Below are 13,282 nucleotides of genomic sequence, written 5' to 3'. Positions count from 1 at the left end.
GGCCCCACTCCCCGCTCTGCATGCCCATCATGACCGCCCACACTTCTTCCGCCCGCGCCGCCTATAGCCCCTGGTCCGTGCGTACGGTGGTGGTCCGCCTGTCTCGCAAGCTCTCGGCCACCTACCGCATCCGCAGCGACCGCAGGCTGTCGCGCCTGCTTGCGACGCTGCTGGCGGTTGTCTCGCCCTGGGCCACCGCCTTGCCTGAAGGCGCGCAGGTGGTGGGAGGCCAGGCCAGCGTCAGCACGCCGTCGGCCAACGCCATGGTGGTCAACCAGACCAGCGACAAGGCGGTGCTGAACTGGCAAAGCTTCAACATCGGCGTGGGGCAATCGATGCAGTTCGTGCAGCCCGGCGCTTCGTCCGTCGCGCTGAACCGCGTCATCGGCAACGGTGCCTCATCCATCTTCGGCTCGCTGAGCGCCAACGGCCAGGTCTTCCTGATCAACCCGGCGGGTGTGATGTTCGCTCCTGGGGCGCAAGTCAATGTGGGCGGGCTCGTCGCCTCCAGTCTCGACATCGGCAACGGCGACTTCATGGCAGGTCGCTACACCTTCAGCGGCAACGCCTCCGGCCGGGTGGACAACCACGGCAGCATCAACGTCGCGCGCGGCGGTTACGTGCTGCTGGCCGCGCCCCAGGTCAGCAATACCGGTGCCATCACCGCAGACGCTGGTTCGGTTGGCCTGCTGGCAGGCTCCCGCGTGTCGGTCGACACTTCGGGCACAGGCCTGGTGCGTTTCTCGGTGGATGCGGCGGCGGCACAGGCCGCGATCACCAACAGCGGCAGCATCACGGCCACGGGCGGCCGGGTTGCCGTGCTGGCCAGCGCCATGGGCGATGCGATGGCGACCGTCATCAACCAGTCCGGCGTCATCCGCGCCAACTCCGCCGTGGAGCGCAACGGCACGATTGTGCTGAGCGGCGGTGGCACAGGTGTTGTCCAGGTCTCCGGCACACTCGATGCCAGCGGCACCGCCCCGGGCCAGAGCGGCGGCACGGTGCAGGTGCTTGGCGACAAGGTGGCGCTGAACACCGGCGCATCCATTGACGTGTCCGGCCCGGCCGGCGGCGGCACCGCGCTGGTGGGCGGCGACTACCAGGGCGGCAATGCGGCCGTCCAGAATGCTTCACGCACTTATGTGGCCGCAGGCGCATCGATACGGGCCGACGCGACAGACAGCGGCAAAGGCGGAAAAGTGGTGGTCTGGGCCGACGGTGACACGCGCCACAGCGGCGCTGTCAGCGCGCGCGGCGGTGCCAACGGCGGCGACGGCGGCTTTGTCGAGGTTTCGGGCAAGCAGCAGCTGGACCTGCGCGGCAGTATCGACGTGGCCGCGCCGGCCGGTACTGGCGGCAGGGTGTTGCTGGACCCGCAGGACATCGACATCAACACCACCATACAGCCCTCACCACCCAACAATGCCGATGGCACGCCCGACGTGGCCCTCCTCGATCCGCCGAGCCCGACGGGCACATACACCATCCAGATCGCCGACATCACCGGCTACAGCGAGCTGTACCTCCAGGCCTCGCGCAACATCACGCTGGCCAGCGCGCTGGCCATGGCGGCGGGTAACAAGGTCCGCTTTGAAGCGGGCAACACGATTGTGCTCAATGCCGCGCTAACGGCTTCCGGCGGCGTGAACCTTTCGGCGGCCAATATCACCAGCACCGCGGCCGGTAGCATCACCACCACCGGCGCCGGCAATACCAATGCCGGCAACGTCACCCTCAACGCCACAGGGACTGTCAACCTGCTCGGGGCCATCAACGCCATAGGAGGCACTGCCACCACCGGCAACCCGGGCCGCAGCGGCGGGGCCGTCAGCATCTCGGGCGCCGGTGTCTCCACCGCCGCCATCACCGCCAGCGGTTCCGCCGGGCTGGGGGCTGGACAGGCAGGTGGTACGGGCGGCAGTATCAGCATTACCTCCACCGGCGGCATCTCCAGCACAGGCACCCTCACGGCCAGTGGCGGTGCCGCTGGCACGACGGGCATCGCGGCCGGGGGCAACGCGGGCAGCATCATCCTGGCTAACAGCGGCACCGGTAACGTCGCTGTGAGCGGGTTGACCGCCAGCACCGGCAATGCGGTCACCACCGGCGCTGGCGGCACGGCTGGCAGCATCTCCGTGACCAACAGCGTGGCCAGCGCCAGCCTGGGCGCCGGCAACATCACCACCCAGGGCGGCAACAATGGCGACGGTGGCGCTATCACGCTCAATTCCGCCGGTGCATTGAGCGCGGGCACCGTCACCAGCACCGGCGGCACGGCATTGGCCAACACTGCAGGCCGCAATGCCGGTGCAATCAACATCACGGCGGCCGGCGCCATCACCGCGCTGGGCGCCGTAACGGCCAACGGCACGGCCGGCAACACGGCCGGCAACGGCGGCAACGCGGGCGCAGTCTCCATAGTCGCCGCGGGCGGCATCGCAGGCGCAGCCATGACCGCCAGTGGCGGGGCCGGTGTGGGCGCCAATGCGTCGGGCGGCAATGCAGGAACCATCACGGTTACCAACAGCGGTGCCGGCAACATCACTGCCGCCGCGCTGGCCGCACAGACCGGCACGGCCACGGGCACCGGTACCGGCGGTGCGGCCGGCACCATTTCGGTGACGAATACGGCTGCCGCGGGCAACCTGACGACCGCGGGAGTCACCACGACGGGCGGAGCCAAAGGCGACGGCGGCGCCGTGAACCTGAGTGCGCTGGGAGCTTTGTCCACCGGCGCTGCTGGCACCATCAACACGGCCGGTGGCGTCACGCTGGCAGGCTATGCCGGCCGCAATGCCGGCGCCGTCACACTCTCGGGTGCAAGCGTAAGCACCGGCACGGGCAACATCACCGCCAACGGCACGCCGGGTATAGGCGCTGGCCAAAATGGCGGCAATGGCGCCAATGTGCAAGTCACGGCCACGGGCGCCATCACTGCCGGTGCCATCAATACAACGGGCGGTGCGGGCATTGCCACCCTGGCCAGCGGCGGCAATGCGGGCACGATCACCGTCATCAACAACTCGGCGACGGTGGGCGCCATCTCACTGGGAGGGCTGAGCTCCAGCAGTGGAGCGGCCTTCGGGACCGGCGCTGGCGGCACGGCCGGTGCCGTGCAGGTGACCAACAATGCGGCCGGGCAAGGCCTCACCACGGGGGCCATCACGGCCAACGGCGGCACCAACAGCGCCGGTGCCGATGTCACCCTGAGCTCACAAGGTGCCCTTACCGTCAGCGGGCTGATCACCACCAGCGGCGGCGCGTTGGGTACCGGTATGACCGCAGCAGGCAAGAACGCCGGCAACGTCACGATCACGGGCGTCAACCGCGCCATCACCGGTGCCATCACCGCCAGCGGCGGTGCAGGGATGGGTACCAACCAGGCCGGCGGCAATGCCGGCGTGGTGAGCATCACCGGCAGCGGCAGCCTGGGCACGAACAACATCGCAACACAAACCGGTGCAGCGACGGGTACCGGCGCGGGCGGCACAGCAGGCAGCATCATGTTGGACGGCACGGCAGTGACCACTGGTACCCTGACGACCACGGGCGGCGCCAACGGCAACGGCGGCACTGTCAGCGTCACCTCGACGGCCGGCGTTTTGACGACAGGCGCGATCGTTTCCAGCGGCGGCACAGCCAATGCGGGAACGGCCGGGCGCAATGCCGGAACGGTGACGCTGCAGGCCACGGGTGGTCTGTTGACCGGCGCCACCATGACCGCCAGCGGCACGAACGGCACTCTGACGGGCGACCAGGCCGGCGGCAACGGTGCGGCGATCTCCATTACCGGCAACAGTGGCATCAGCGTCACCAATCTCGCGGCCAGCGGCGGCGCGGGTGTGGGCACCAATGCTGCCGGCGGAAATGCCGGCAGTATCACGGTCAACAACAGCGGCAGCGGAAACATCACCACCGGAACCCTGGCGGCCCAAACCGGCAATGCAATCGGCACGGGCGCAGGGGGCACCGCGGCCAGCGTCGCCGTCACGAATACGGCAGCGGCCGGCAATGTCACGACGGCAGGCATCACCACCACCGGCGGCACCAAAGGCGACGGCGGTGCCGTCACCCTGAGTGCCCTGGGTGCGCTGTCCACTGGTGCTGCAGGCGCGATCAATACGGCCGGCGGCGTCACCTTGGCGGGCAATGCAGGCCGCAATGCCGGCACCGTCACGCTCTCAGGCGCAAGCGTGAGCACCGGTACCGGAAACATCACGGCCAACGGCACGCCAGGCATAGGCGCCGGCCAAAGCGGCGGCAACGGCGCCAATGTGCAAATCACGGCTGCCGCGGGCGGCATCACCGCAGGCGCCATCAACACCACGGGCGGTGCGGGCATTGCCACGCCGGCCAACGGCGGCAGCGCGGGCAGCATCACCGTCATCAACAATTCGGCCACCACCGGCGCCATCTCGCTGGGAGCACTGAGCTCCAACAGCGGGGCTGCTTTCGGCGCCGGCACGGGCGGCACCGCCGGCGCTGTGCAGGTGACCAACAACGCGGCCGGGCAAGCCCTCGCCATCGCAGGGGCTGTGACGGCCAATGGCGGCACCAACAGCGCCGGCGCCGACGTCGTCCTGAGTTCGCAAGGCGCTCTCACGGTCGGCGGAACGATCAACACCAGCGGCGGCGCTATCGGCGCCGGGGTGACCGCCGCAGGAAAAAACGCCGGCAACATCACCCTGAGTGGCGTCAACCGCTCGGTCACGGGCCTGATCACCGCCAGCGGCGGCGCGGGGCTGGGTGCCAACCAGGCGGGTGGCAACGCCGGCGTGGTGAGCATTACCGGCAGCGGCACACTTGGCGCGGCCGGCATCACGTCCCAAACAGGTGCCGCAACAGGAACGGGTGCCGGCGGCAACGCCGGCAGCATCACGTTGACAGGTAGCGCCGTCACAGCCGGCGCGCTGACGACCACAGGCACCGCCAACGGCGACGGCGGCGCCGTCAGTGTCACGTCCACGGCGGGCGTTTTGACAGCCGGTGTCATCAATACCAGCGGTGGCGCGGCCAATGCCGGCACGGCGGGTCGCAACGCAGCGGCGGTCACCTTGCAGGTCACGGGCGGCCTGCTCACCGGCACGACCATTACGGCCAGCGGTACCAATGGCGCGCTGGCAGGCGACCAGGCCGGCGGCAATGGCGCGGCGATTTCCCTTGGCGGCAACAGCGGCATCACGGTGACCAACCTCACAGCCAGTGGCGGCGCAGGCGTGGGTACCAACGCGGCCGGCGGCAATGCCGGCAGCATCACGGTCAACAACAGCGGCAGCGGCAATATCGCCACCGGAACGCTGACGGCGCAAACCGGCAATGCGGTAGGCACAGGTGCAGGCGGCACGGCCGGTAGCGTCAGCGTGGCCAACGCGGCGGCCGGCGGTACCTTGTCCACCGCGGCCATCCTCACCAGCGGTGGTGTCAAGGGCAACGGCGGCAATGTCAATCTGTCGGCGCTGGGTCAGGTGTCCATTGTCAACAACAACATCACCACCAGCGGTGGCACCACGGTCAGTGGCCTGGCCGGCCGTAATGCCGGTACCGTCACCATCAGCGGCGGCGGCCTCAATATGGGAACGGGCACCATCACGGCCAGCGGTGGCGCGGCAGCTGCCACGTCGAACCAGAAAGGTGGCAGCGGCGCGGCCGTCAGCATCACGACCACCGATGCCGTGACCACGGGCGCGCTCACCGCCAGCGGCGGCACGGGTGGCACCACGAACGGTGACGGTGGTGATGCCGGCAGCATCACGGTGCAGAACAATTCCACATCGGCAGGCGCGATTGCCTTGGGTGGGCTTACGGCACGTACGGGCGCGGCAGTGGGTACAGGTGCCGGCGGCGCGGCCGGCGGCATCAGCGTGACCAACAACGCGGCCGGCGCCAACATCGGAACCGGCGCGATAGACAGCAGCGGCACGGCAGGCGGCAACGGCGGCTCGGTCGCACTGGCCTCGCAGGGCGGCGTGACGGTTACCGGCACGCTGAACACCAGCGGCACGGCGCTGGCCGGTGGCACCGGCGCTGGCCGCAATGCGGGCAATATTACGGTGACGGGCGTCAACCGCTCGGTCACGGGTCTGGTCAGCGCCAGTGGCAGCGCGGGCCTGGGCACCAACCAGGCCGGCGGCAATGCCGGTGTGGTGAGCATCACGGGCAGCGGTACGCTGGGCACCGCGGCAGTGACGGCCTCAACGGGTGGCGCGACCGGAACGGGCGCCGGCGGTACGGCCGGCAGCATCACGCTGAACGGAACGGCGCTGACAGTCGGTGCGCTTACCACCACGGGTGGCGCCAACGGCAACGGCGGCAACATCAGCGTCACCTCGACGGGCGGTGTTTTGACGACAGGCGCGGTTGTTTCCAGCGGCGGCACCGCCAACGCGGGCACGACGGGACGCAACGCAGGTTCCGTCACGCTGCAGGCCACAGGAGGCCTGCTGACCGGCACCACCGTGACTGCCAGCGGCACGAATGGCACGCTGACGGGTGACCAGGCCGGCGGCAACGGTGCGGCGATTTCCATTAGCGGCAACAACGGCATCACGGTCACCAATCTCGTGGCGAGCGGCGGCGCAGCGGTCGGCACCAATGCGGCCGGGGGCAATGCCGGCAGCATCACCGTCAACAACAGCGGCAGCGGCAATATCACCACCGGAACGCTGACGGTGCAAACCGGTAACGCGCTGGGCACCGGCGCGGGCGGCACGGCCGGCGGTGTTTCCGTGAGCAACACCGCCGCTGCGGGAACACTGTCCACTGCGGCTGTCACCACCACCGGTGGTGCCAAGGGCAACGGCGGCAACGTCAGCCTTTCGGCGCTGGGCCAGGTAGCTATCGTCAATAACAACATCACCACCAGCGGCGGCACCACGGTCAGTGGTCTGGCTGGCCGTGATGCGGGCACAGTCACCATCAGCGGCGCCGGCCTCAACATGGGCACCGGCATCATCACCGCTAGCGGCGGTGCGGCAGCGGCCACGTCCAGTCAAAAGGGCGGCAGCGGCGGCGCCGTCAGCATCACCTCCACGGGGGCGGTCACTACCGCAGGCATGACGGCCAGCGGGGGGGCAGGCGGAACCACCAACGGCGACGGCGGCAACGCGGGCAGCATCGGCGTGGCCAACACCGTTGCCGGTGCTGTCACGGTGGGTGCACTGGCTGCGCAAAGCGGCAATGCAGCCGGCACGGGCGCAGGCGGTTCGGCAGGCAGCATTACCCTGAGCAACACGGCTGGCAACCTCACGGCGGGTACGCTGACCACTACGGGCGGCACTTCGGGCCACGGCGGCAATGTCAGCGTCAGCGGATCCGGCGGCGCAGTGGCGGTCGGCGCCATAGTCACCAGCGGCGGCACGACTGCCGGCACGGCCAACGGGCGCAATGCCGGCACGGTAGACATCTCCGGCGCAGGCGTCACCACGGCGGCCATCACGGCCAACGGCACCAACGCCAGCACCGCGGGTGCCGGCGGCAACGGTGGTGCGGTCACAGTCAATTCCACGGCAGCCATCGGCAGCACCGGCGTGATCAGCGCCATTGGCGGCAACGGCGCGGGCGTCAACCAGGCTGGCGGGCAGGGCGCCGCGGTGTCGATGGCTTCCACCGGCGGCAATGTATCGGTCGCCGCCATCACCACCACCGGCGGCAACGGCGGCGCAGGCGTGGCGGCGGGCGGCAACGCAGGCGCCATCACACTCGACGCAGCGGGCGCCACGCCGACCATCACCCTTGCCGGCGGGCTTACAGCGTTAGGTGGCAACCAGGTCGGCGGCGCGGTCTCCGGTGCTGGCGGTGCGATCCGTATCAAGGATGACGCACTGCTCAATACGGCCAGCATCACTGTGGACTCGCGCGGCGGCAATGCCGGCGCGGGTGCCGGCGCCAATATCCAGTTCGACGGAGCGGTCAACAGCCAGGCCTCGGGCCGTACGCTGATCCTGCAGGCAGGCAACGGCGACGTGAGCATTGCCGGCGCCACGGGCGCCAGCCTGGCCCTGTCGGCGCTGACCGTAACCGCCAACGACATCGCCGTGGGCGCCATGGGCGGTGCTTCGGTGGGCGTCACAGGCGCCACTTCCCTGACGGCCACTACCGCCGGCGCCGACACCGGCGACATCAGCCTCAATGGCGCGCTCAACGTCAGTGCGTTGGCCCTGACGGCCGGAAGCGCGCTCACGCAAACCAGCGCCATCAAGGCAACCACTGCGACCCTGGCGGCCGGCGCCGGCAACAACATCACGCTGACCAACGCCGGCAACGATTTCACGGGGGCGGTGGCTGTTACCACGGGCAATAACGTCAGCATCACCGATAGCAATGCGCTGGTGATGGGGACCTCAGTGGTGTCGGGCTCTCTGGCGCTGAATACGGCCGGCGCCATCACACAGACCGGCGCGGTGACGGTCACCGGCGCCACCACGCTGGCCGCCGGCGCGGCCAACGACATCACGCTGGCCAATGCCGCCAACAATTTCTCCAGCGTGGCCATCACCAGCGGCAACAACGTCTCGCTGCGCGATGCCAATGCCGTGGTGCTGGGCACCTCCGTTGCCAATAGCAGCCTGACAGTGGTGGCCGGCGCGACCATCACCCAGACGGGTGCCATCACCGCGCCCACGCTGGTGGCCAAAACGCTGTCCGCAGGCACGGCGAACATCACATTGAACAATGCCGCCAACGAGGTCGCCACGGTCGATCTGCGTGCCCGCAATGCCACCGACACAGCCAATGCCAATGGGGCAGTCAGCTATCGCGACGCCACCGGCTTCGACGTGGCCGCTGTCAACACCACAGGGGCATTGACGCTGCAATCCGGCGGCAACATTACGCAGTCGGGCGCTGTGACGACGGCCTCGCTGGCAGTGGCCGGCACGGGCGCAGGCTCGTTGAACCTTGGCACCCAGGCCAACAACATCGCCACCCTCAATGCCATCACGGCGGCGGGCGGCTTCACACTGAATAACGGCAACAACAGCACAACGGTGGCTGGCAACATCAGCACCGTCAACAACGCTGTCGCCATAGACACCGGCACCGGCGCGTACACGCAGAACAACGTCGACGTGGTTGCCGGCAGCGGGCCCATCACGATCACGGCCGACACGGTCGCCATCGCCGCGAACACCGGCAACAACGCGCTGGCGACCAGTGGCGCGTTGACGCTCAAGGCGAAAACCGCGAGCCGCACCATGTCACTGTCGGGCGCTTCGGGCTTTGACCTCACGGCCGCGGAAGTCAGCGCCTTCGCCACGGGTGCCACCGGCCCCATCATCATCGGCGATACGGCCAGCACTGGCGCCATGACCATAGGCGGCGCGGTCGGCCTGGCCGGCAAGACCCTGACGCTCAATGCCGGCTCCATCACCGATGTGGGTGTGCAAACCATCACCGCGCAGAACCTCACCCTCAATGCCAACGGCCAGATCGGCACCGACGCCAGCAACGGCATCGACGTGGCGGCCGGCAACCTGAGTGTCAACACCACCGGTAATGCCAACGCCTTCGTGCGCAGCACGGGCGCCGTCAACCTGGGTGTGGGCAGCACGGCCTCAAACGTCGGCAGCGGCACACTGAACCTGACAGCACTGGGCGCGGTCACCCAGACTGCAGGTACCGGCAACATCACGGCCGGCACGCTGCAGGTCAAAACGCTGGTCAACGCCGGCGGTGGCATCACGCTCAACAACAGCGGCAACACCAACACCGCCATCAACCTGCAGGCCCGCAATGCCGCAGACACGGCCAATGCGGCGGGGGCCATCCAGTACAGCAGCGCGGCCGGATTCGACGTGGCAGCCATTGCGACCACCGGCAACGTCACCCTGTCTGCAGGCGGTGCTGTCAGCCAGTCTGGCGCCATCGCGGCCTCGGGACTTGCGCTGACGGGCGCCGCCGGCGCCTACACCCTGGCAAACGCGGGCAATGCCGTCACCACGCTCGCCGCCAGCACCGGCAGCGTCGACTACAGGCAGGCCGGCGCAATGGTTGTGGGCACGGTCGGCGCGACAGCAGGCGTAACCGCCACAGGCGCGGTCAAAATTGAAACCACCGGCGCGGCGTCAAATCTCACGTTGAACAATGCCGTGAATTCTTCCGCCACCGGCGATGCCGTGGTCCTCAAGGCCGGCAGCGCCAACGCGGCCGGCGTCAGCACCGGCGGCCAGCTCGTCAACAATGTGGGCGCGGGCGGCATCGTGGCCGCATCCGGCCGCTACCTGGTCTACAGCGGCGACCCCGGCACCACGCTTGAGGGCGTTGCCGGCTACAGCAAGCGCTACAACAGCGACGCCAGCTATGTACCGGCCGGCAGCGCAAATACTTTCCTCTACCGCGTCGCGCCGACCTTGACGGTTACGGCCGACAACAAGACCAAGGTGTATGGCGACACCAACCCGCTGCTGACGGGCGTGGTAAGCGGGCTGATCGACGGTGACACGATCGCCGGCCTGGGCGTGAACTACACCACCACAGCCGTTGACCGGACAGCCGTGGCGGCCGGACCGGTGGCTATCACTGCCGGTGTAGGTACCAACAGCGAAAACTACACCCTGGCCTTGACCAATGGCGCGCTGACCATCACGCCGCGCGCGTTGACGGTCAGCGCCACCGGCCAGAACCGTGTCTATGACGGCGGCGTCGCAGCCACCGTCACGCTCACCGACAACCGCCTCAGCGGCGACGTATTGACCGCCACGAATACCGCCGCGAGCTTTATCGACAAGAACGTCGGCACCGGCAAGACCGTGAACGTCAGCGGCATTGCCCTCACCGGCGCCGATGCGGGCAACTACAGCGCCAACACCACGGCAGCCACCACGGCCAACGTCACACAGCGCGCGCTCACGGTCGGCGCCACCGGCCAGAACCGTGTGTATGACGGCGGAACCGTTGCCACCGTGACGCTTTCCGACAACCGCATCGCGGGTGATGTGCTGACCGCCAGCAATACGGCCGCGAATTTCACCGACAAGAACGCGGGTATCGGCAAGACGGTCAACGTCACCGGAATCGCTCTCACCGGCACTGACGCCGGGAACTACACGGCCAACACCACGGCTGCCACCACGGCCGACATCACGCAGCGCGCTCTCACGGTCAGCGCCACGGGAACCAACAAGGTTTACGACGGCAACATGGCAGCCGGCGTTACCATGGCGGATAACCGCGTCGCCGGTGACGTGCTCACCACCAGCAACACGGCGGCCAGCTTTGGCGACAAGAACGTGGGCACCGGCAAGGCCGTCAGCGTCAGCGGCATCGGCATCACCGGCACCGATGCTGGCAATTACACGTTCAACACGACGACGGCGACCACGGCAAACATCACCCAGCGCGCGCTCACCGTGGGCGCCGCGGCCCAAAACAAGGTGTACGACGGCGGCACTGCCGCAACCGTGACACTGGCCGACAACCGGGTTGCCGGCGATGTACTCGCGGCCAGCAACACGTCGGCAAGCTTTGCCGACAAGAATGCAGGCGTGGGTAAAACCGTCAACGTCGGCGGCATTGCCATCACCGGCACCGATGCGGTCAACTACAGCGTCAACAGCACGGCCGCCACCACGGCCAGCATCACGCCGGCTTCGATTGCGAATGTCAGCGGCATCACCGCCGCGAACAAGGTGCAGGACGGCACCACATCAGCCACGCTGGCGACCGGCGGCGCGGCCTTTGCCGGCCGCATAGGCGCGGACGTGCTGACGGTGGGCGCCGCGACCGGCAACTTCGACACACCCGCCGTCGGCAACGGCAAGCCCGTCAGCATTACCGGTATCACCCTGTCAGGCGCCGACGCGGGCAACTACACCTTGCAGAATACGGCGGCCGTCACGACAGCCAATATCACGCCTGCCCCGGCCAGTACCGCGGAGCGTACCGGTGACGCGCGTATTGTGAACGGTACGGCGCTGCCAGTCCTGGAAGGCGATGAGCGCCGTCAGCAGTCCCTGCGCGCCTTCGGCATCAAGGATGAAGGCGGCGTTGCGGCCGATGGGCCGACTTTCCGCCTGGCAGGGTTCCCTGATCCGCGCAGTGCCGGGTTGGTCCCGCAGGACTGCGCGGAGCAGGGCCGCGGCCTGAACTGCACTGGAGGCGGTCAGGGCCAGTAAATAACGTAAAAAAGTCGTTATCGGCGGGTATCATGTGGCCGACAACCACTCAAGGGAGCGCGCTATGGCCTTAATGGACTTCATCAAGAAACAGTTCATCGACATCATCCAGTGGACCGAGGACGACGACGGCACACTGGCCTGGCGTTTTCCGATGGCCGACATGGAAATCCAGTACGGCGCCTCGCTCACTGTGCGCGAATCGCAAATGGCGGTCTTCGTCAACGAGGGCAAGATCGCCGACGTGTTCGGTCCCGGCATGTACAAGCTGACGACGCAGACCATTCCGGTGCTGACCTACCTCAAGAACTGGGACAAGCTGTTCGAGTCTCCCTTCAAGAGCGACGTCTACTTCTTCAGCACCCGCCAGCAGATCGACCAGAAGTGGGGTACGCCCCAGCCCATCACCATTCGCGACAAGGACTTCGGTGCTGTCCGGCTGCGCGCCTTCGGCAACTACAACTTCCGTGTTGCCGACCCCAAGCTTTTCCACACCGAAATTTCAGGCACGCGCGACCGCTACACCACGGCCGACCTTGACGGACAGCTGCGCGGCCTGGTGCTGCAGAACATTTCCGCCGCCATTGCAGCCAGCGACATTGCCTTCCTCGATCTGGCCGCGAACCAGCTCGTGTTTGCACAGGCGCTGGCGGCGCAGCTCGTGCCCGAATTTGCCAAGATCGGCCTGAAGCTCGAGGGCATGACGGTGCAGAACCTCTCGCTGCCCGAAGAGCTGCAAAAAATCCTCGACCAGAAAATCGGCATGGGCATGGTCGGCAACGACATGGGCAAGTTCATGCAGTACCAGACGGCGCAGGCCATTCCCAAGTTCGCCGAGGGTGCCGGGTCGGGCGGCGGCATTGCCGGCGACGCCATGGGCCTGGGTGCTGGTGTGGCGCTGGGCCAGGTGCTGGCGCAAAACCTGCAGCAGGGCCTGCAGGGCGGCGCAGCCCAGGCGGCTTCGGCTGCCGCCGCCGCGGCGGTCAAGCCAGACGATGTCATGGCAACGCTCGAGAAGCTGGGGGAACTCAAGGCCAAGGGAATCCTCACGCAGGAAGAGTTCGACGCCAAGAAGGCCGAGTTGCTCAAAAAGTTAGTTTAAGTATGTGGCCCCCACGCTTGTCACTTCGTGTACTGCGCTGCCCCCCGAGGGGGCCGTCGCTTGCTCGGGG

The 13,282-nt window shown here is 67.9% G+C and carries 2 protein-coding genes; both read left to right on the top strand.

Features of this window, described 5'->3' with window-relative positions; translation table 11 throughout:
• Window positions 1-29 precede the first annotated feature (29 nt).
• Window positions 30-12,110 carry a YDG domain-containing protein gene (locus AC1DZE_RS22310; protein WP_477700566.1) on the top strand — a complete coding sequence of 4,027 codons (12,081 nt, stop codon included), beginning with the start codon at window positions 30-32 and terminating at the stop codon, window positions 12,108-12,110.
• A 64-nt stretch (window positions 12,111-12,174) separates the two neighbouring features.
• Window positions 12,175-13,212, top strand: a complete 1,038-nt coding sequence (locus AC1DZE_RS22305; RefSeq protein ID WP_477700565.1) for an SPFH domain-containing protein — start codon at window positions 12,175-12,177, stop codon at window positions 13,210-13,212.
• The last annotated feature ends 70 nt before the right edge of the window (window positions 13,213-13,282 follow it).

The organism is Polaromonas sp. P1_F1, from assembly GCF_056405795.1.
The sequence above is the reverse complement of the archived record's forward strand: the minus strand, read 5'-3'. Positions and strand labels throughout refer to the sequence as shown.

Coding starts and splice junctions, on each gene's coding strand:
- AC1DZE_RS22310 (WP_477700566.1), top strand. CDS start 30: ATGACCGCCCACACTTCTTCCGCCCGCGCCGCCTATAGCCCCTGGTCC.
- AC1DZE_RS22305 (WP_477700565.1), top strand. CDS start 12,175: ATGGCCTTAATGGACTTCATCAAGAAACAGTTCATCGACATCATCCAG.